Annotated in this window: 22 protein-coding genes; 19 read left to right on the top strand and 3 right to left on the bottom strand. The window is 60.9% G+C overall.

Features of this window, described 5'->3' with window-relative positions:
- The first annotated feature begins 275 nt into the window (after window positions 1-275).
- The 10 genes from NK8_RS42485 (at window position 276) to NK8_RS42440 (ending at window position 8,879) form a co-directional block, all read left to right on the top strand.
- On the top strand, window positions 276-974 hold the full coding sequence (locus tag NK8_RS42485) for a hypothetical protein (RefSeq protein ID WP_213234622.1): 699 nt from the start codon (window positions 276-278) through the stop codon (window positions 972-974).
- Between the two features lie 176 nt (window positions 975-1,150).
- Window positions 1,151-2,827, top strand: coding sequence for a PRTRC system ParB family protein (locus tag NK8_RS42480; RefSeq protein ID WP_213234621.1), 1,677 nt, complete (start codon window positions 1,151-1,153; stop codon window positions 2,825-2,827).
- 92 nt (window positions 2,828-2,919) lie between these two features.
- Window positions 2,920-3,399 carry a PRTRC system protein E gene (locus NK8_RS42475; RefSeq protein ID WP_213234620.1) on the top strand — a complete coding sequence of 160 codons (480 nt, stop codon included), beginning with the start codon at window positions 2,920-2,922 and terminating at the stop codon, window positions 3,397-3,399.
- Window positions 3,400-3,408: 9 nt separating this feature from the next.
- Window positions 3,409-3,645 (top strand): PRTRC system protein C, encoded by a 237-nt coding sequence (locus tag NK8_RS42470; protein ID WP_213234619.1) that lies wholly within the window; start codon window positions 3,409-3,411, stop codon window positions 3,643-3,645.
- Window positions 3,646-3,744: 99 nt separating this feature from the next.
- Window positions 3,745-4,884 (top strand): PRTRC system protein F, encoded by a 1,140-nt coding sequence (locus NK8_RS42465; protein ID WP_213234618.1) that lies wholly within the window; start codon window positions 3,745-3,747, stop codon window positions 4,882-4,884.
- 13 nt (window positions 4,885-4,897) lie between these two features.
- Window positions 4,898-5,629 carry a PRTRC system protein B gene (locus tag NK8_RS42460; protein WP_213234617.1) on the top strand — a complete coding sequence of 244 codons (732 nt, stop codon included), beginning with the start codon at window positions 4,898-4,900 and terminating at the stop codon, window positions 5,627-5,629.
- Window positions 5,626-6,282 (top strand): PRTRC system protein A, encoded by a 657-nt coding sequence (locus NK8_RS42455; protein ID WP_213234616.1) that lies wholly within the window; start codon window positions 5,626-5,628, stop codon window positions 6,280-6,282. The genes NK8_RS42460 and NK8_RS42455 overlap by 4 nt, the downstream gene beginning before the upstream one ends.
- A complete protein-coding gene (locus tag NK8_RS42450) occupies window positions 6,279-7,112 on the top strand; it encodes a PRTRC system ThiF family protein (protein WP_213234615.1) in 834 nt (277 codons plus the stop codon). The genes NK8_RS42455 and NK8_RS42450 overlap by 4 nt, the downstream gene beginning before the upstream one ends.
- 84 nt (window positions 7,113-7,196) lie before the next feature.
- Entirely contained in the window at window positions 7,197-7,682 is a 486-nt protein-coding gene (locus tag NK8_RS42445) for a hypothetical protein (RefSeq protein WP_213234614.1), read from the top strand.
- A 117-nt stretch (window positions 7,683-7,799) separates the two neighbouring features.
- Complete coding sequence (locus NK8_RS42440) at window positions 7,800-8,879, top strand: hypothetical protein (protein ID WP_213234613.1); 1,080 nt, start codon at window positions 7,800-7,802, stop codon at window positions 8,877-8,879.
- 48 nt (window positions 8,880-8,927) lie between these two features.
- Here NK8_RS42440 and NK8_RS42435 read toward each other — a convergent pair whose 3' ends face one another.
- The 3 genes from NK8_RS42435 to NK8_RS42425 all read right to left on the bottom strand — a co-directional run bounded on the left by NK8_RS42435 (window position 8,928) and on the right by NK8_RS42425 (window position 10,888).
- Window positions 8,928-9,365: a PleD family two-component system response regulator gene (locus NK8_RS42435; protein WP_213234612.1), complete on the bottom strand. Its 438-nt coding sequence runs from the start codon at window positions 9,363-9,365 to the stop codon at window positions 8,928-8,930.
- Between the two features lie 61 nt (window positions 9,366-9,426).
- Window positions 9,427-9,621, bottom strand: a complete 195-nt coding sequence (locus NK8_RS42430; protein WP_213234611.1) for a hypothetical protein — start codon at window positions 9,619-9,621, stop codon at window positions 9,427-9,429.
- Between the two features lie 88 nt (window positions 9,622-9,709).
- Window positions 9,710-10,888, bottom strand: coding sequence for a phosphoadenosine phosphosulfate reductase family protein (locus NK8_RS42425; RefSeq protein WP_213234610.1), 1,179 nt, complete (start codon window positions 10,886-10,888; stop codon window positions 9,710-9,712).
- 987 nt (window positions 10,889-11,875) lie between these two features.
- On the opposite strand from NK8_RS42425, the gene NK8_RS42420 reads away from it, so the two are divergent.
- The 9 genes from NK8_RS42420 (at window position 11,876) to NK8_RS42385 (ending at window position 17,800) form a co-directional block, all read left to right on the top strand.
- Window positions 11,876-12,121 (top strand): hypothetical protein, encoded by a 246-nt coding sequence (locus NK8_RS42420; protein ID WP_213234609.1) that lies wholly within the window; start codon window positions 11,876-11,878, stop codon window positions 12,119-12,121.
- A 117-nt stretch (window positions 12,122-12,238) separates the two neighbouring features.
- On the top strand, window positions 12,239-12,373 hold the full coding sequence (locus tag NK8_RS43630) for a hypothetical protein (RefSeq protein ID WP_273655000.1): 135 nt from the start codon (window positions 12,239-12,241) through the stop codon (window positions 12,371-12,373).
- 99 nt (window positions 12,374-12,472) lie between these two features.
- A complete protein-coding gene (locus NK8_RS42415) occupies window positions 12,473-12,934 on the top strand; it encodes a glycine zipper 2TM domain-containing protein (protein WP_213234608.1) in 462 nt (153 codons plus the stop codon).
- A gap of 37 nt (window positions 12,935-12,971) precedes the next feature.
- Complete coding sequence (locus NK8_RS42410) at window positions 12,972-13,256, top strand: hypothetical protein (RefSeq protein WP_213234607.1); 285 nt, start codon at window positions 12,972-12,974, stop codon at window positions 13,254-13,256.
- A 122-nt stretch (window positions 13,257-13,378) separates the two neighbouring features.
- Window positions 13,379-13,762 (top strand): hypothetical protein, encoded by a 384-nt coding sequence (locus NK8_RS42405; RefSeq protein WP_225936700.1) that lies wholly within the window; start codon window positions 13,379-13,381, stop codon window positions 13,760-13,762.
- Window positions 13,759-14,220 carry a hypothetical protein gene (locus NK8_RS42400; protein ID WP_213234605.1) on the top strand — a complete coding sequence of 154 codons (462 nt, stop codon included), beginning with the start codon at window positions 13,759-13,761 and terminating at the stop codon, window positions 14,218-14,220. Before NK8_RS42405 ends, NK8_RS42400 begins: the two co-directional genes overlap by 4 nt.
- A gap of 161 nt (window positions 14,221-14,381) precedes the next feature.
- Entirely contained in the window at window positions 14,382-14,900 is a 519-nt protein-coding gene (locus tag NK8_RS42395) for a hypothetical protein (protein ID WP_213234604.1), read from the top strand.
- A 104-nt stretch (window positions 14,901-15,004) separates the two neighbouring features.
- The gene (locus NK8_RS42390) at window positions 15,005-16,525 is read left to right on the top strand and encodes a hypothetical protein (protein ID WP_213234603.1); all 1,521 of its coding nucleotides are present in this window, start codon (window positions 15,005-15,007) and stop codon (window positions 16,523-16,525) included.
- A gap of 249 nt (window positions 16,526-16,774) precedes the next feature.
- Window positions 16,775-17,800, top strand: coding sequence for an ATP-binding protein (locus NK8_RS42385; RefSeq protein WP_213234602.1), 1,026 nt, complete (start codon window positions 16,775-16,777; stop codon window positions 17,798-17,800).
- Window positions 17,801-17,875: the final 75 nt, after the last annotated feature.

Raw genomic sequence — 17,875 nt, 5'->3', positions numbered from 1 at the left:
GTTTCTACGATTTCCATAAAATGACTTCGCGAAGGCCGCGCGCCCGGCTGATGATGACTTTCCGGCCATGGGTCGGCGCATTCTAGCCATCGCGAGCGCCAATGTTCGTTGCACCGGATCATGCGCCCCGTATTGTCACTACGCTCCGTTCACGGTATGGCGTTCCCGTTAAGCGCCGATCGCTTGGGCGCCGGCGTTCTGCCGGTGCACTTTTTCGCTCATGGCATCATGCGAACAGGCGCGACTTTGAGCGTCCGTAACGCTACAACAATGCAATGAGCGATTCGCCAACACCCAGCACCCGATCCCTCGCCTTTACCGTCCCAACGCATTTGGCCGAAGCGCTCCAAGAGACCGTTGACGACTTCCTTGCTAAAGCGGCGGGCGGAACGACACCCGCGCAGCGAGCGGCTGAGATACGCGCTCAAGATCGCGACGCGAGCCTGGATTCGCTCGCCCATCTCGTTGAGGTGGCGGAGGGGAGTTCAAGGCAGGCGCGCGTGGTCGCTCAGTTCCTCGCTGGGCTCTACAACGGCGACGACTTTCCCGTCAGTCTCCCGGACTTTCGACGGCTCAATGACGATCTGCTGGAGCACTGCCTGCAGGTGCTGCGGCTTGACCATCGGCACGCCACCGAAGTACACCGTTATTTTCCGAATGGGGAAACGCGCTGGCGGGCAATGATCAGACGGTGGGGACTTGCCGACGAGCCGGCGAACACGCCGCTGCCAGAAGATGACGTCGTGCATTCCTGCCAGTACGACAGCAAGCTCGATGCGCCTGGGTACCGCGACGTGACGTTGGTCGTAAAAGTTGCGGTTGGCGTCGACGAGATTCGCTCACTCAGCCTCGCGCTTTCCGCGGCCGATTCGGAGCGGCTTGCAGCGGACCTCGTTTCGGTCCATCGCCTCGCGTGGACGCGGGGCAAGCCGCTGGATGCGGATGAGAATGAGCCGCGCCCCGCCTGGCTATGAAAGACGGCATGAATTCGTGAGCTTTTGCGCGGCGTGCGCGCAAAGTAAACCGCTATTGTTGCTTCATCACCCGCGTCATAGACGCATCGACCCCGCGCTGACTTCGTCAGCCCACGTTGTTCAACCCTTTGGGAACCACTCCCAAAGCGGGCAGGTTCCCTCTCAGGAGCCCTGCCATGCAGCAACAACCTACTCTCGCTCTCAAGCACATTCAGGTCAGCATCAATCCCCGCAAGTATTTCGATGCGGCGGAGATGGAAGAACTGACCGCGTCTGTGCGCGAAAAGGGCGTCATTCAGCCTGTCATCGTGCGCACGCTCGCTGACGGCGGCTTCAGCCTCGTCGCTGGTGGCCGCAGATACAAGGCGGCGCTCGCGGCGCACGGCGAAGACTATGAAATTCCGGTCGTCGTTCGAAACATCGATGAGGTCGAAGCGAAGCAACTGGCCATCATCGAAAACATCCAGCGAGCCGACATGTCGCCCGCCGAAGAAGCCATTGCGGCAGCCGAGCAAGTCGGGCTGTGCAAGGGCGATCGCGACGAAGTCGCGCGTATTTTCGGCTGGTCGCGTGCAACGCTGGATAAGCGTCTTGCGCTGATGAACTGTAGCACTTCCGTGCTTGATGCGCTCAGCACGCGACAGATCCTTCTCGGTCACGCCGAGCTGCTCGCTGCGCTCCCCAAGGAGACGCAGGACAAGCTGCTGCCGGTGATCATCAAGGAGGGTAAGGCGGTGGCGGAGGTCAAGAAAACCATCGAACAGGTCGCCTGTTCGTTGGCTGCTGCGATCTTCGACAAGGCTGACTGTGCCGGATGCCCGCATAACTCGTCCACGCAGGGCGAGATGTTCGGCGAATCCATCGGTACGGGGAACTGCACCAACCGAACCTGCTACAACGAGAAGACCGAAAAGATGCTCGAAGCGACGGCCACTGGTCTGCGCGACGAATATCCGGTCGTGCGCATCGTGCGTGCTGGCGACAACCACACGCGCGTGCAACTCGCTGTCGACGGCCCGAAAGGCGTCGGCGAAGAGCAGGCGAAGGCGTGTCACGCGTGCCAGAACTACGGCGCGGCGGTGAGCGGCCTGCCTGACTCGATCGGCAAGGTCTATCGCGGCCAGTGTTTCGACACCGTCTGCAACATGAAGAAGGTGGCGGTGCAACTGCAAGCGGTGAAAGCTGCGACGCAGCCGAAGCCCGAGGCAGCCAAGGCGGGCGCGAAAGCGTCGCCCGCCGCATCGAAGGGCGCGGCCGGTTCGTCCGCGGCATCGACGACGAGCAATCCGCCGGCGACGGCTGTGGCTGAGTCGGACCGGATCAAAGCGTATCGCGTGGCGTTGTGGCGTAAAGCTCTGCGCCGCGAGGTGGGCGCGGATCCCGCACTCGCGCAGCGATACCTCGTTGCGATCGCTCTGTCCGATCAGATGCGCTGCGTCGATCAAAAGACGCTCTCGGGCATCTGGGAAAAGCTCACCGAGGAGCAGGTCGCGTCCGGTGACGTGTCGAAAGCTGCAGCCTCGACGGCGGCCGCAGACGACGCGAAGCTCGCGCATGCCGTCACCGGTGTGACGGTTGCCGCGATCCAGGGCCTCGATGTTCAGCACCTCACGCGTCTGTGCAAGCACCATCACCTCGACCTCGCGAAGCACTGGAAGCTCTGCAAGGAGTTTTTGGAACTGATCACGAAGTCGGAAATGATGGTGGTTGCTGACGAGCTGGGCATTCGTGCCGCGCTCGGCGACAACTTCAAGAAGGTCTTCGGCAAGTCCAAGTCCGAGGTCATCGACGCGCTTCTGGCCGTCGACGGCTTCGACTACACGGGCAAGATCCCGAAGGTGCTCAAGTTCTAAACGCGCGGCTCGCTCGCGCATCGAAGCAGTTTCCATCCTTTATAGACCGCCCATCCATTGGATGGCGGTCTTTTTATTTTCAGGAGTTTTTTATGTTCGTCGCTATTGAACCGCTTCTGCGTCACTGCACGAAGCTCACGTTGTCCTTGCAGATGAAGGGCGACGAGATGGTTGTCTGTGTCATGCCGCAAGGCACGGCAAAAGACGCCGCCATGCTTCAGCCGCTCGCGCTCACCGCGATGGCGGCTGAACTCGACGCGGGCTTCGTCGACGCGCTCGCGGCCTATACGGGCGCGCACGCGTCGCTTGCGGAGCAGGTTGCTGCGACCACCGCCATTCTCGAAGCCGCCAAGACGACGCAAGTCTCCAAAGCGACCAAGACGCTGGCTAAGGTCGGCAGCAAGCCGGCATTGCCGGCGCCCGGCAGATCGAGCACCGATGCGGACAACGATGATGACGACGCAAGTGACGACGCTGAAGGGCAGAGCACGGCCCCGAACGCATCGTCCGCAGCGGAAGCATCGGCGGAACCGGCTAACACCGGGACCAACCTCGCATCGCTTTTCGACTAAGGAGCAGACATGGCTATCCAAGTTGCGAAGCTCACGCGCGAGTTTGTCTACAACGGCGTGACCTTCCCTGATCCGGGGCCGACCTTCTCGCCCGACGATGTTCGCGATCTCTACTCCGCGCAGTACCCGGAGCTGACGACCGCGGCGATCGACGGGCCGACGACGGAAGGCGATGTGATGCGCTTCACGTTCGTGCGTGCCGCAGGTGCGAAGGGTGCAGTTGAATCTGTCGCCATCTATGCGTAAGCGCGACCTTCTCAAAGCCTTGTCCAACCCGGACCTGGCTCTTTCCCATCAGCAACCGCCCGGAAGGGCGGTTTTTTTTCATGACAAGGAGATCGAGCAATGTTCTTCGATCCTCGCCCGTCTGGTGCAGAAGTCGCTGTCTCGGGAGAGCCTTGGCAACCGCGACGCGCTCCCGCTGCCGGACGTCGAACTCCCAATGATTTTTTAAGCCTGCCGGCCATCGGCTCGGACGTGAAAACGCGCGCAGTGATGCGTTGGCAAGCCGAAAAGGATGTCGCCGGTCTCATCTCCGCCCAGTTCAACTCGGGCGTGTTGCGACCGCGCGATGTACCGGAGTTCAAAGGCGCTGGTGATGCGCTGGCTCACGGCTTTTTCGCGTGGGCGAAGCGTCATACGCCGCGTCTAGACTGCCTCGGCTTCGACTTCGTGCTGTGCGACGTGCAGGCGGTGCAAGACGTTGTCCAGTATCAGGAGGACAGCAGCGAGTTCAATCCGACCTCGCCCGTTTATCTCGGCATCGAGATAACGGAGGAGAGCATCTTCGAGATCGGCAGACGTGCCGCCGAGCTTCGCAATGTTCATCCGCGGTTGGTGTCGACAGCGATGGTGCTGATCAATCGTGCAGCCGGACGCACGATGTGGATTCGGACGCCGGACGAGTTCCTTGGGGAATTCGCTTCCTGGTTCTGGGATGGCGACTCGAACGCAACCGATGAGGAAGCGCGCGAGATGCTGACGGACCGGTTCGGCGACGACGAAGCGGAGATCGAGCATTACCTCCCTTCCGTTGTACGTCCGCAGCTTTGTCCGGACGACATGGACGTCTACCGCTGGAACGCAAAGAGCCGACGCTATCTGCCTCAACGGGCGCTTGGCGTCGCGGCCCTTAGGCGGCTTCAGCGCTTTACCTCCGGGCGCACGCGTCGCATCTGCGCGGAGCTTGAAAAGCTCTCGCTGATGCTGCAGCGGGCGGGCAATCGCGACCTCTTCGGTTGCGAGTATCGGCCCCGCTGCGCATATGCAGCCGCCACGCTCACCGTGCAAAACGACGGGCGTGTGGGTGAAGTACTCGATTCGCACTACGAGTACCTCGCCAGCGCCGGCGACGGCACGACTTACCTCGGCTTCACGCCGATTGCCTCTACGCCTGACGCCATTCGCAAGCAGTACGCGAACTGGTCGCAGGGCCTATCCATTCTTGGCCAACTGGACCGCGTCATCGCGGGTCTCGCGGCATAACGAGGAGTTTTGTATGAAAGGGCTTGATATTGGCTCCGACCGCGTCGACGAACTCGCGGCGATCAGCGCCATCTTGCTGTACGGCCGTCAGGACCGCAGCGCAGTCTACGGCACCGTTCATCCGGTGACGCAGGGCAAGAGCGGCCGGGCGACGATCGGTGCCGGAAGGCCGATCGACCGCATGGCGCTTGTTGATTGCCTGCGTGAGCTGGCTCAGAACGCGGCACCGAAGGCGGAATTTCTGCCTGAGACGGTGCTCGCGGTGTCGCAAGACGCGGTGATGTGGTGGTGCAGACCGGCGATGCGAAGAGTTTTCTTCGATTGTCAGGAGATCGGGCGGCGCAGTGCGGTCGTCCCGCATCCGGGGTTGGTGTTCCGTGCAGCTTCGAGCGGGTTCTCCGTGTTCGCGCTGCAGGAAGACAGCCGGCCAACGCCTGCATCGAAGCTGCATGAACCGCCTTACTTTAACACCTGGGACTGGGGGCGGATCTGCATCGGCTCGGCCCATGTGCCCAAGCGCATCGACGTCGAATCGATAGCCGGATGGGAAAGCGGATTCTTTGAATCCGCGTTCACCCACCCCAATCACGGCAACACGCGTGTTTCGCATCCTAAAGGGGAGTTCGCGTTCTGGAAGGAGATGCTCGACGGCAAGTACGGCGAGCAGTTCCCGAAAGAGGCGCTCGTCTCCATGGACATTACTCTCGCTGACCTGATCGCCAGCAAGAAAGGAGATTTGAAATGAATGCTGGTGCTTTGAATGCCGGTGACGCGGCCCTTCAACGCTCGTTTCCGACTGTCATGGTTCCGCGGCGCGAGCCGGTGGCACCGATGCAGGCGGCGGGAGAGCGGTTGCTTATCGGCGAGAACGGTGTCTTTATTGAAATCGACCTGCCGTGGCTGTCGGTCGTGCGCCGCGTTGCGCACTATATGGTTCCGACTGCGATCCCCTACGGGCGAGTGGTCGAATCGACGGTGCTGCGCTGTGGCACGGTGCCGCCGGAACTGATCGGCGACTTCGTCGCTATGGCACGTGCCGCGCATCCGCTGGAAACGGGTGCGTGGATCGTCTGGAACGTCGAAACCAAGCAGTTTCGTCTCGCACCCGTGAGGGTGCTTTCGCAGGGCACTGGCTCGCTGAAGTACGAGCGGCCGGAGCTTTTCGCGGGCGAACTGCGCGTCATCGACTGCCATTCGCATGGTACTCATCCGGCCTTCTTCTCGTCGACAGATGACGAAGATGACCGGCAGGAGACGAAGTTCGCGTTCGTCGTTGGGAACTGCGCATCATCGGTTCCCAGCATGGCAATGCGGCTGTGCGCGAAGGGCATCTTCGAAGACGTCGAGCGTGTGCCGAGCAGTTGGTTCGCGGCGGCTAAGTTGACGGAGGCGGCATGACAAGCGCAATTCGTCATTTGCTTCCTTCGCGGATGCTCGAGCGAAGCTGGAACGTGGTCGTGGTCGGCGCGGGCGGTACCGGCAGTGCGGTGCTTCCGAGCCTCGCGCGGCTGCACCACGCCATGCTGGAACTCGGCCACCCCGGCGGCATCGAGTGCACCGTGTTCGACGACGATACGGTCAGCCCGACGAACGTTGGCCGTCAGGGCTTTTATCCCAACGACGTGGGTGAGTACAAAGCCTCGCTCATCGTCAATCGGCTCAATGCGCTGATGGGCACGAACTGGCGGGCGGATACCCGCCGCTTCGGTGCAGCGGAGCCGCTTTACAACGTCGATCTCGTGATCGGCTGCGTCGATACGCGTGCCGCTCGGTGCGCGATCGTCAGCGCAGCGCAGAACAGCGGGGCCTATTACCTCGACTGCGGCAACGACACCGATCGCGGCCAAGTCGTCATAGGTCAGGTCTGCAGCAAGAGCTACGCGAAGAGAAATCCGGAGCGCCTGCCGCATGTCGGCGAGCTGTTTCCGGAGTTGATCGACGCAAAGCTCGATGCGAAAGACGAAACGCCGTCGTGTTCGATGGCCGAGGCGCTGCGCAAGCAGTCCTTGGTCATCAACCAGGCGATCGCAGTCCAGGCGTTCAACATGCTCTGGACCATGTTTCGTACCGGCGCAATTCCGTTCTCGGGCGTGTTCGTGAACCTCGCAACGGGGCGCACGAATCCGATTCCGTTGGACCCGGCCGCCTGGGCGCGCTTCGGATATGAAGTGCCGAAGCCGCCTGTCAAAAAAGCGACAAAGAGCCGAAAGGCGAAGCTCGCTGCTTAATCGGTGCCGCCTCCCGCGCGGAGGCGGCGCTATACCTCATGCTCGGACCACGGGCACTTAACCTCTTTCCTTCAAGGATTGTCTATGAATTTTGGGCTTCAAATCCTCCTCGATGCTGTCCGTACTGTTGTGGCCGCAATCTGGAGAAAACGCGCTTTCGCATTGGTCGCCTTCCTGGCTAACTGGGCGTGCCAACGGCTCTCTCCGACCGGATGGGCCGGGGCTGTGCTAAATGACGCGTTCCATCTGGTTGAACATGAAGCGTCGCGGCTCGGTTGGTCGTTGCTGGCCGCGCTGTCGCTCCTCGCAGTGTTGCTCATTGCTGAAGTGGTGGCAGAGCGCAGGAGCAGCGGATTCCACCGCGGTTGGGTGGTCGACGCGGCAAGTTGGGCTGTCACTTGGCACCTTATTCCAAGCATGGCGACTGTCTGCGCATCGGTCTTCGGCGTGTGCGCGGCTTTCGGCCTGGACGGTGCGCTTTTTGGTGGCGCCTTTCTGGTCTGGATGAGCGTGAACCTGACTGGATTGCAGGCATTTGTGGGTTTCGCTGGCATGCGACGCGCGCATTGACCCGCGCGTCTTGAGCGTTTAACTGCCGCTCAGAGATGAGCGGCACTATTCTTCTCGATATCCCTGGCGGGCACGCAGCCCCGTCGGGGCTGCTCCGCTATCTACTGGAGCAAAAATATGAGTTCGACAATTCTCACCGGAAAGCGAGCAGCGGCGTTTCAGCAAGCCGACGGCGAGTGGATTTACGCGTTGTTCATGCGGACGTTTGAGTCGAACGTCAGCCCGCACATCGATCGTTGGTGCGCGTTCGCACTTGGCAACTACGCGCAGGTGATGCGACGTGTGTTTTCTCATGCCTCGAACTGCGAAAGCGGCACGCTCAGAAGCCGGGCCGGGCGGATAAAGCCGGAAAACTTCATTGAAAGTTTCCGCCGCGAGCTAGCCAGGCCATCGCTGCTTCGCGATCGACAGATTGAACTTTCGGTGTCGTCGGCGTATTCGCCGATTCCCGAATCGATGTTCGAGGACTTGCGTCGGACGCTCGTCCGCGCTGGCTTTGAAGATCGCGCTGACCAACTGGAGCGCGGCAAGGTGTCGGTTTCGCTGCATGCAGACATCGGATTGCTGCTGTCGATCTACGGCAGTGACGGACCGTTGAGCGTCTGGCGCGTTTTGAACGAGCGGGATTGCGGAACGTTGCAAGTGGATGTCCCCGCGCCTTCGCCATCAAAGACGGCAATGGACCGCATGCCTCAGATCCGATGCCATGCGATCGACGGGGAGAATCGGTTGGTTGCCCTCGGTTGCGCGCCGTGGCGGCATGCCGGATGGCAATACAACGCGGTCGGATCGTTCATCACGGAGGTCGCATACCCGATCGAAATGGAGGCGCCGGGATTCGCGAAGAAAGCGATCCCACTGTTCCGCGCCGCGCTGCGCGATGCTGCTGACGTGCCGTCCGCGAGCCGAATCACCGTGACGCGGTCGCCGGAAGGAGTCGATGAATACCGGCAACGACGGGCTGACGAGCTCGCGCAAAAGCTTGGGGTCGTTCCCACCGGTGAAGCTGCCCCTGAGGTCTTCAGCTTTGCCTTCGGCGACTTACTGCATCGGGAGAACACCGATCAGCTGCTATATGGGCTCGGTACTCTGCTCGATACTCAGGTGCATTGGGACGTGCTCGAGAAGCGCGCGGGCGCGGAGCCGGACCCTTCGTTCCTCGCAGCAGACGCCCAGCTTTCGCTTTGTCTCGCCTAATTTTGTGACCAGCGCCACGCTCCGGACTTTCGGGGACGTGGCGTTTTTTTATGGATCGAGCGAAACCCGCGCGACGCGACGAAGCAGGGCTAAGAGCATGGTCGGACCGTCGCTCTTGCTGCAATAGGCATCCATGCCGGCGGCGAGGCCCTCTCTGACGACGTCCTCTTCAGCGAGAGAGGTGTGGGCGATGATGGGGACCAGACGCATATGCGCGACTTGCCTGATCGCGCGGGCAACTTCAAACCCATTCCGGATCGGCATCTCGATGTCGACGACGACGATGTCCGGAATCCAGATGCCGATAAGCCTGAGACATGCAGGACAGTCGGCGGTCCGAGCCTCGAATCCCTCTGCTTCCAGGACGGCTAGCAGGGCATCCGCGAGGTCGTGATCGTCGTCTATGATCAAAACGCAAACGGGCGGATTCACCGACGAAAATACGCGGGTGGTCCAAAGCGGCGGTATCGACGGAGCGGCGGGCACGGACGCGAACCTCAGACTGTTTACTGACGTCACGCAATGCCCGTTCCCAACGGTGGCTCAGTCAGTGACCTTCGCGCAACTGCTCCAAAGCGAGTTCGGCGTCGCGGCGTGCTTCCTCGTACGTGAGAAAAGCGTGCGTCGACTGGCGAAGAAGTTTCATGCTGTGCTGGAACAGATCCGATGAGGAAATGGACCAGACCCAGCCGCCGTCTTCATGACGGACGGAAATAACTTCCGAAGGTTCGTCCATTTCCATGGGCAGCACCTTTGCGCGACCGTTGTGTAGCCGCAAAGTGTACTTGAAGCACGTTTGCGATCTCGATAGCGTACGCCGCGCAGGTTGTCTAGAACATGAAGGAAGCCTGATGCGGCTGAACGGGTAGGGCGGATGTCGAACTGGAATTTTTTGCCAGCAGTTCATCGTACCGCGCGAGCACGGACTGGGCGTCGGTGCATAGTACGTCGATGCCGACCAACGCCGCTACGCGCGAACGCACGCTCGCAAGCATCGTGGCTTCGTCGAGCGTCGGACGCACGGTCGGCCAGCCAGATGTGAACAGCAGATGGGCAGGGATTTCCGCCTCGATCGCTTGGCGCTGAATGGCCGCAGCCTTCGCGCTGGCGACAGCGGTCGCCAGTTCCGGCGACAGCAGGTGAGGGGCGACGTCGGCTAGCCATCGCTGCCCCTGGAAGGCGAAGGTCGATTCCGCCTCGAGCCGCACCATCTCGCGGTACACGTCGTGGTTGTCAGCGCAGCTTGCCGCTGCGCGCAGGTCGTCCAACGAACTCATGATGCAGTAGGCGCACGAGACGCGCGACGCACCGTACACCGTGTACGCCTCGTGCAGCGCCAGTCCGGCCGCAGCAATCTCAGTGAAGACCTCGTCAACGGTCCATTCGATGATCGCGTTCCATGTCGCGCTCGTCCGCCCCTTGGTCGATAGCGGATCGAGCGGTGCCGATACCGGCATCTTGCTGCGAGCGGTACTTTCCTGCCGGCGCACGCCGGTCACATTCACGATGTTGTGCGTCGGAAAGCGCCTGTTCAACGCGCTATTTATGGGCCCACGCTTCAGGTCTGACGTGCAAAACCTGAGAGCGGGCGTGCTCCAAGGTAGGATCAGCCGCACGCACGAGAGATCGCGGTATCGCTCTACGTTGTTTGACCATCGCTTCTCCCATCTAGCCAGCATGTCGCCTGCTTGCCGACGGACGGTCAGCAGTTCCCAGCCGAGGTGGGCGGCAAGCCGCTCACATGCCGGGCCGCTGTCCTTCCACTCGACCCGGCCGAGGTCGGAATGGACTAGGATGCGCGGACCGGTGTGGCCGATGGCGTCGAGATGCCGGGCGACGGCGAGCGCACAGGCGACGCTGTCCTTGCCGCCGCTCACTCCGATAGCGACGACAGCATCGGTTGCGAGGAGCGCCGACACCTCGGGCGTGAGTGCGACGTTGCGTGCAGGCGCTGGAGCGTAGGCGTTTGAACGGGTGCGAAGCGAGGACAGGTCGATGGTCTGGAGCATGGTCGAAGAAGAATCGAGGTAGATGATTCATCTTCGCAGCTACAGGGCAAAGTCAAGCTGGGCGGGGCTCAGAGGAGCTACCGAAAGAAAGCCCGCATCGCGGCGAACGAAAGCGGGCTAACGGATGTGATCTACAACAACGCGCGCCCACAGCCAAGAGAACACGCAGTTATAGCTTAGTCGGTAAGCCGCGATGCGCAAGAAAAAGCCCGCTCACAAAAGGCTGTCGTCGAGTTTTGACCCGGCCGATCCGGGTGGAGAGAACACAAACGTGACGTATCCAACAGTTTGTTCCTATTTGTCAGTCTATATTGCCTATACCCGCTGATAAGGGTGCTGAGAGACCAGACCATACAAAAACAAAACTGAGGCCACCCAGGGCATATCCCTGGGTGGCTTTTTCTTTAGCCCCGAACGGCAGATCCAACACCGTTATCCCTTGTGCTTTTGTCGACGGCGCCGCCATCGCGTCAGTTCGTGCGCTTCTTGTCGTTGGGACGGTGTCGTTTCTTTTCGAATCGAAGTGTTTTTAGCGGTCTTTTCAACGCATTGGCTCTGGCGTCGATGGCTAGAATGGCGACTCTCTCAGGTTCGTCGACGGCCCTCGGATTTGCGACGGACTTTCAAGCGCCGCTCCAGCAACGGAGCAGGCGCTTTTTTTCGTCCCGGCTTCGTGCGTGCGGTGCCGCTCGTGGCATTCGTCGCGAGGTTAGTCACCGTCCGAAAGCTGTTCGTCTTCGTTTCGAGCGAAAGGCATAGCGAATCCTTGAGCTTTCCAATGCCGACCTCGCGGCTGACTCCGTAGACTGGCTCCATTCCCCGCGCTTTAGCGCATCGACCTACCCCTCCAGCGTGCTGGAGGACCAGCTTCTCTCCAGCCGTCTATGACGGCAATCTTCTGGCGACCCTTGTTGGGTCGCCTTTTTTCGTCCCGTTGGGAGCCTATCCCTCCGGGAGACAGCTCCCATTATTTTTTTGGAGTTGTCTATGTCTCGCAATCTCGCACCTGTCGTCAAAGTTTCCAGCAAGAACGGTTTCATGGCGAATCAGCGTGTGGTCGGTCAAGACGTCGAGGCCAGCCCGCCGCAGCTTTACACCGGACGCATTCATTCGGTGTGGAGCGACGGCACGGCAATGGTGGATTGGGACTATTCGCTCAACCATCAAGCCGAACGGCATCTGGTGCAAAGCGGTCGTGTCAGACTGCATCACCTCAGCCATACCGCCTCGTAGGTCTTCGTAAATGACGCGTCCAGTGCAGTTCGCTGGACGCCGTTTCTTCAGGTCCAAATCTTTCCTTGATGGGAGCCTCCCATCGAGGGCGGCTCCTACCTTCCTCAGGAGTTGCCCATGTTTCCGATGCTCAAACACGCTCTCAGCAGCCTCGCCTGGTACGCCAAGCAGGACGCCGAAGCCTGGAAGATGCTGTCGTTTCTCGTGGCCGTTGTGTATGTCTCGACGGCAATCGCCTCGGTCACCCACTGACTCACGTAGCTTTTCGCTGCGTATTTCCCGTTTCTCCTCCCTTTGGGGCAAACCAGCCCCTTCGGGAATGGATTGCCTTGCTTTCATTTCAGGTGATCTATGTTCAAGTTTCTCTGCTCCGTGTTGCTTCTTTCGGTTCTGACTGGCTGCGCCACGGCGGACTTCGGCTCGCCGGATACCTACCAACGCTACGACGTTCAACGCATCGGCCAGTTCGAGCAGGCAACCATCCTGCGCGTGCGTCCGATCACCATCGAAAGCAATTCTGGCTCGTCGGGCATTGCATCGATCGTCAGCGCAGCAGCAGGTGCCTTCCTGGGCTCGCAAGTCATCGGCAACGGTAGCGGCCGCTATATTGCCGGCGCGCTTTCCGGCTCCGTCTCCGGCTTGGTGGCTCAGCGCGTAAGCGCCGCTATGTCTCGCCACAGCGGTGTCGAAGTCTTCCTTCGTCGCGCCAACGGTCAGACCGTGGTCGTTACACAGGTCGACGATCAGCAGTTCGCTGTTGGTCAGCAGGTGTTTCTCGTCTCGAATGGGTCCGGCTACCGGATCACTCACTAACTGGCGGCAACGCCTCGACCGACTGGATGAACCATCAATGAACCACTATCAGTTGATCACCCACGGCCAGACCAGCGGCTGGGACGCTTCGACCAACGATGTCAACGGCAAGAACTTCTACGGGATGCGTCCGGTGGAAGTCGCTGCGCAAGCAGGCGACGTTGACGAGTTCACGGCGATCGTGTCTCACCCTGAGTTCAATCCGTTGGGCGCGCGGCCGCATATGTTCGCCGAGGTCGGGCGGATCAGCGACGGTTACGGCGACGCGAGCTCCAAACGCTTGAAGCCTGCGCTCGACGCTTACAAGGCGCGATTCCTCTAACCGGGCATCGCAGTACGCATCTTCTGAATGCGCGGTGAAAACCGCGCCAACCCTTGCGGGGCAGGCTCCCCGCAGGGGACCTGCCTCGTCTGCAATGTGAGGCAATCATGAAATTTCCCCGAGTGTTCTATGCGGACCGCAGTAGTGCCAATGCAGGCGCGAAAGCGGCTCTGCAACGTCATGCGACGCGCGTTCTGCGACGCGTCGCGCAGGACTTGCGTCTTCCGGCGCATGCGCACGAGATCGTCACCGATACGCGTCGCGGCAGTTCTGCGGTACGGGTGTCGTTGCGGACCGAGACGTTGTTTGTCGACGTGCTCGAGCGTCGAGGTGGTTCCGGTGTCGCGCTGTGCTTCAGAACCCGGCGCGGGCGGTCGGACCTGACCGGCGGTGGCGAGAACCACGTCGCCCTGACCCAACTCGAATCGCCCGCGGGCTATCGAGCGATGCTGGATGGCCTGCGGTTGGCCGGCGGCATCGATCTGAAGTGCGGAGGTCGTCGATGAAGCTGGCGAAGGTGAAAATCGAATACAGCTCCGGTACGACCATCGTGGACCGCGTTGGCCTCGACCCTCTCACGGGGCGTGTCTATTTGGCTCCGCGGGTACTGGGGCTCATGAAAACGATGGAGCAGGCGGAATGTTCTCCATCGTTTAGTCTCCAGTACAAGGGCTATGTGTTGCCGGTAGCTGCTGCTAGTGGGGAGTACAGCGTCTCGATGCCGGTAGAACATGGCACCGGATTCGGGAAAATCCTTCACTCAATAGCCGTGCCGTCCAAAGAACAGCGCGAGCAGAATGGGCGCTATCTGCATACGCTTTCGGCGGCGTCGATTGGCGGTGCCGCCGCGTCATGGCATGCCGCGCTTGGGCAGGGGTGGGACGCATTCGTGCTGCCGGGATTTCTGGCTGTCGCGGGAGTGCTATTATGGTACGCAGGAATTTGGAGCATGGAAGGAGAATGAACATGTCCACAGGAATCTTCGTTTTGGCGATGTCGATTGTCATTTCGGCTTTCTTCATCTGGACCTCCAACAACGGCCGCAAAGCCGATCGCGAACGCGATTGGGGCAAGTGATTCGACGCAGCGCAAGCTGAGTCCAAATACAAAACCGCACCTTTCGAGGTGCGTTTTTTTTTACCCGTTTTCCTTTTCTGGCGCGCCTTCGGGCGCGCTTTTCATTTTCAGGAACAGGTTATGTCATTAGCAAACACGGATGTGCTGCCGGGCAGTGTTACCGCCGCTGGTACGGTCGATATCAAGTCAGTCGCCCGGCTGGACACCGACGGCAAGACGGTCGATCAGGTTTTTCAGGCTCTGTGCAGCTTTCTACGTGGCAAGGAACTCGAACCGGAATGGCTCTGTCCCGCGAACATGCAGGACGATGCCAACGAGGCGATGTACGGAGCACGCCACAACCGACCGTGGCCTTACCACTCGTCAAATGCCTGGATTTCCGTGTCGGTGTGCATCGGCAACTCTGAAGGCTGGATCATCCATGTGGACTTCGTCAGCCGGCCGCAACTTAGCGACTCGCTCGACCGGACCTACGCGATCATGCCGTTGCTTCGCGCGAAGGTGTTTTCGACTGACCACGCGTGGTCGCTCGCGCGTTTGATCGCCCGCTTACTCGACGCGGCGTAATAGCTTCTCAACTCTATCCTGCGCCCATCCGGCGCACTTAACCCTTGCCGGGCATCGACCCGACAGGGAACGATTGCCCGTCAATTTTTTCGAGGCAATCCACCATGTATCAGCTTTCCTTCTCGGGCTTCGCTCACTCCTTCCGTACGATGCTTGAAGTGCTCCGTTTCCTGCGAGACGACGCGAGCGTCGCAGCAGTCGATGCGGCAGAGATCGCGCTCACGTTCTTCAGTCACCCCGTATCCGTTACTCGCTACAACGGCACACTGACTGTTCGTCGGCCCGGGACGGCGACAAGCCTCTTCCTGTCGTTGATCGACGAGATCGACGCGGCTTACTTCAGACCATCGTTCACCGCGCTCGAAGCGTGGCAAATCCGGCGCGAGCACTGGCAACTGCTCTATCTGGCTTTTGATCTGGCACGGGAGCCGCTGTATTTGTTCTCCTCGGATCAGATCGCGCAAGCCAACGAAGAGGCAGCAGCTAAGAGTGGCCGTCGCGGGCTGGACCTGTTCGAGCTGCTGCAAGACGAATCGCAACGCCGGTTCGGCTTCCGCTACGCAGGCCCGATGTTGGACAACCGGCAGAGCAATGGTCGGCACGAGGTTCATGTCGCCTACGCGCTCGCTGCGGGCAAGCCTGTTCCGCAGGCGGTGATCGATGACTATGGTTCGTTGTCGAAGTTCGACTCCGACTTGCAATGGGCCAAGCCGCTTCTCGCGGTGCCGGAGTTGCGTGGGGCGCTGCCGCTCGCGAAGCTCGTGCCGCTGGCAACGGTGATGCGCAATTCGAAGGAGGCGATCACCGGCGACAATGCCGCGTTGCTCGCGATGCTGATGGGTCTCGTGCCAAATTCGCCAACGACGGTCGAAGTTGACGACTTGCTGTACGCGAAGGGCATTCTGGAAGCGCATCCCTTGCCTGAGGCGTACCTGAAGCCCGTCGACGTCGGCTCGCCGATCTGTCAGTTCGCGGAAGTACTCCGGCGGACGCTCGCCGATGGCGCGCGCGATAGACGGCTAGCGGAACTCGAGAAGGCGCGGAAGTCGGGCAGCATCAGCGCCCGCCGCTTCCAACTCGACTCGCAACTGGCCATTCTCGATCACGGCAGGCACACGCACACTTTCGCCAACGAGTTTGCGAAGGCAGTGCAGACGGCCGACATGTCCTATCTCCTCGGTATCCTGGACCGGCCCGACGATGCGAACCGCGCGAGCAAGCAAGCGGTGCGCGAGGTGTTCGGGATCAAGCTCATCGGCGTTCGCGCCGCGGCTCGGCGCCGGGGCATTTTTCAACTGGCAGGTATGGACGCCGCGCAGCAAGCAGAGTGGGAGGCGTTGTCGGTTTCCCAACGTGAGGCGAGGCGCGTCGCCCGCGAGGTCGCTCGCGCTCGCGAAGCGGCTGAGATGTCGCGCGTTCGTGCGGAAGACGGCGCGGTGCTGACCGGTGCGGAGTGGGTAGATCGCACGATCGCCGACGGCTTCTCGCAGATCGTCAGCCTGCGGCAGGGGACGAGCGTGCGCTACGCGCTCGCAGATCCTGTGCGGCAGTTGCAGGTATCGCTTCGTGCAAACGACGGTACGCTCGCCTACGCGCGCGTGGCGCTCGAACAGCGCGCGAGCTAATTCAATTTCGACAAACCCGGCTTTGCCGGGTTTTTTTTCGCCGATCGTGCCAGCGCCGAAGCTTAAGGCGCCATGAAATAGTGACCTTTCCATGGATTGGCACATTGCCAGAACCCTACACTGCATCTATCACCCGCGTCACTGACGCATCGACCCAGCCGGCTACGAGCCGGCTTTTTTATATTTTGCCCCTAAGGGACCACGTCCCTACGGGCGTAGTCTTTATGGGGCTTCTTTTTGGAAGCCATCATGAAAGTCACGCCCGCTCAACTCACCGAACTCCTCTCGCTGTACGTGCCGAAGCGTCTGCCGGTGCTCATCACTGGCCGCCCTGGCATCGGCAAGAGCGACATCGTTGAACAGACCGCGCACGCCACTGATCACGAACTGCTAATCAGCCACCCGGTCGTAGAGGATCCGACCGACTCGAAAGGGTTGCCGTTTCCTTCGCCCGATGGCACGACCGCGAAATTCCTGCCCTTCGGGGATCTGGAACGCGCTATGACGGCCAGACGCCCGCTAATCTGGTTTCTGGACGATCTGGGGCAGGCCTCGCCCGCCGTGCAAGCCGCGAAGATGCAGCTGCTGCTCGCGCGGCGCGTCGGTGAGCACGTCCTGCCACCGCAGGTCACGTTCCTCGCGGCCACCAACCGCCGCACCGACAACGCCGGTGTCTCCGGGATTCTCGATCCGGTGATCTCGCGTTTCGCGACGGTGGTCGAGCTCGAACCGACCATCGACGACTGGACGCAGTGGGCCGTGCGCGAAAACATTCCGCCCGCGCTCATCGCGTTCCTGCGCTTCCGGCCGGACTTGCTGTCCGTGCAGAAGACGTCGCGCGATATCGAAAACGCACCGAGCCCGCGTAGCTGGGGGGTCGTGGCGAAAACCATGGATGTAGTCCCCAAGCACCTGGAGCACATCTCCTACGCCGGTTCGGTGGGAGAGGGTGCCGCAACCGAGCTTGTTGGCTTCCTCCAGATCTTCCGCGAACTGCCGAATCCGGACGCGATTCTTCTCGCGCCTGACACGGCGATGACTCCGACGATGCCGGCGGCGTTGTACGCGATCGCGGCCGCGCTTGCGGCACGAGCGAACGAAAACAACTTCGATCGCGTCGTGCGCTACACCGAGCGTCTGATTGGTGAAGGGCACCGCGAGTTCGCGGCGCTGCTGGTACGAGACGCTGTCCAGCGCTCGCCGCAGATCCAGAACTCGTATGCCTTCATTGGCGCGCAAGGCGGGGAGATCGGCAAGATCATCCGCGGCGAGTAACCAAGCACTCTGCGTTTTTCACGCATCACCCCTGTTGGCCCTGTCGTGTCTTCGGACGCACAGGGCCTTTTTCTT

Source organism: Caballeronia sp. NK8, from assembly GCF_018408855.1.
Taxonomy (GTDB): Bacteria; Pseudomonadota; Gammaproteobacteria; order Burkholderiales; family Burkholderiaceae; genus Caballeronia.
Note: the sequence above shows the minus strand (reverse complement) of the source record. Positions and strands in the feature narration are given on the sequence as shown.

Excerpts from the sequence above, each read along its gene's own strand:
- NK8_RS42455 (WP_213234616.1), top strand. The coding sequence starts at position 5,626 with ATGAATGCTGGTGCTTTGAATGCCGGTGACGCGGCCCTTCAACGCTCG.
- NK8_RS42420 (WP_213234609.1), top strand. The coding sequence starts at position 11,876 with ATGTCTCGCAATCTCGCACCTGTCGTCAAAGTTTCCAGCAAGAACGGT.
- NK8_RS42400 (WP_213234605.1), top strand. The coding sequence starts at position 13,759 with ATGAAGCTGGCGAAGGTGAAAATCGAATACAGCTCCGGTACGACCATC.
- NK8_RS42390 (WP_213234603.1), top strand. The coding sequence starts at position 15,005 with ATGTATCAGCTTTCCTTCTCGGGCTTCGCTCACTCCTTCCGTACGATG.
- NK8_RS43630 (WP_273655000.1), top strand. The coding sequence starts at position 12,239 with ATGTTTCCGATGCTCAAACACGCTCTCAGCAGCCTCGCCTGGTACGCC.
- NK8_RS42415 (WP_213234608.1), top strand. The coding sequence starts at position 12,473 with ATGTTCAAGTTTCTCTGCTCCGTGTTGCTTCTTTCGGTTCTGACTGGC.
- NK8_RS42485 (WP_213234622.1), top strand. The coding sequence starts at position 276 with ATGAGCGATTCGCCAACACCCAGCACCCGATCCCTCGCCTTTACCGTC.
- NK8_RS42450 (WP_213234615.1), top strand. The coding sequence starts at position 6,279 with ATGACAAGCGCAATTCGTCATTTGCTTCCTTCGCGGATGCTCGAGCGA.
- NK8_RS42465 (WP_213234618.1), top strand. The coding sequence starts at position 3,745 with ATGTTCTTCGATCCTCGCCCGTCTGGTGCAGAAGTCGCTGTCTCGGGA.
- NK8_RS42425 (WP_213234610.1), bottom strand. The coding sequence starts at position 10,888 with ATGCTCCAGACCATCGACCTGTCCTCGCTTCGCACCCGTTCAAACGCC.
- NK8_RS42385 (WP_213234602.1), top strand. The coding sequence starts at position 16,775 with ATGAAAGTCACGCCCGCTCAACTCACCGAACTCCTCTCGCTGTACGTG.
- NK8_RS42410 (WP_213234607.1), top strand. The coding sequence starts at position 12,972 with ATGAACCACTATCAGTTGATCACCCACGGCCAGACCAGCGGCTGGGAC.
- NK8_RS42460 (WP_213234617.1), top strand. The coding sequence starts at position 4,898 with ATGAAAGGGCTTGATATTGGCTCCGACCGCGTCGACGAACTCGCGGCG.
- NK8_RS42470 (WP_213234619.1), top strand. The coding sequence starts at position 3,409 with ATGGCTATCCAAGTTGCGAAGCTCACGCGCGAGTTTGTCTACAACGGC.
- NK8_RS42445 (WP_213234614.1), top strand. The coding sequence starts at position 7,197 with ATGAATTTTGGGCTTCAAATCCTCCTCGATGCTGTCCGTACTGTTGTG.
- NK8_RS42440 (WP_213234613.1), top strand. The coding sequence starts at position 7,800 with ATGAGTTCGACAATTCTCACCGGAAAGCGAGCAGCGGCGTTTCAGCAA.
- NK8_RS42430 (WP_213234611.1), bottom strand. The coding sequence starts at position 9,621 with ATGGAAATGGACGAACCTTCGGAAGTTATTTCCGTCCGTCATGAAGAC.
- NK8_RS42475 (WP_213234620.1), top strand. The coding sequence starts at position 2,920 with ATGTTCGTCGCTATTGAACCGCTTCTGCGTCACTGCACGAAGCTCACG.
- NK8_RS42480 (WP_213234621.1), top strand. The coding sequence starts at position 1,151 with ATGCAGCAACAACCTACTCTCGCTCTCAAGCACATTCAGGTCAGCATC.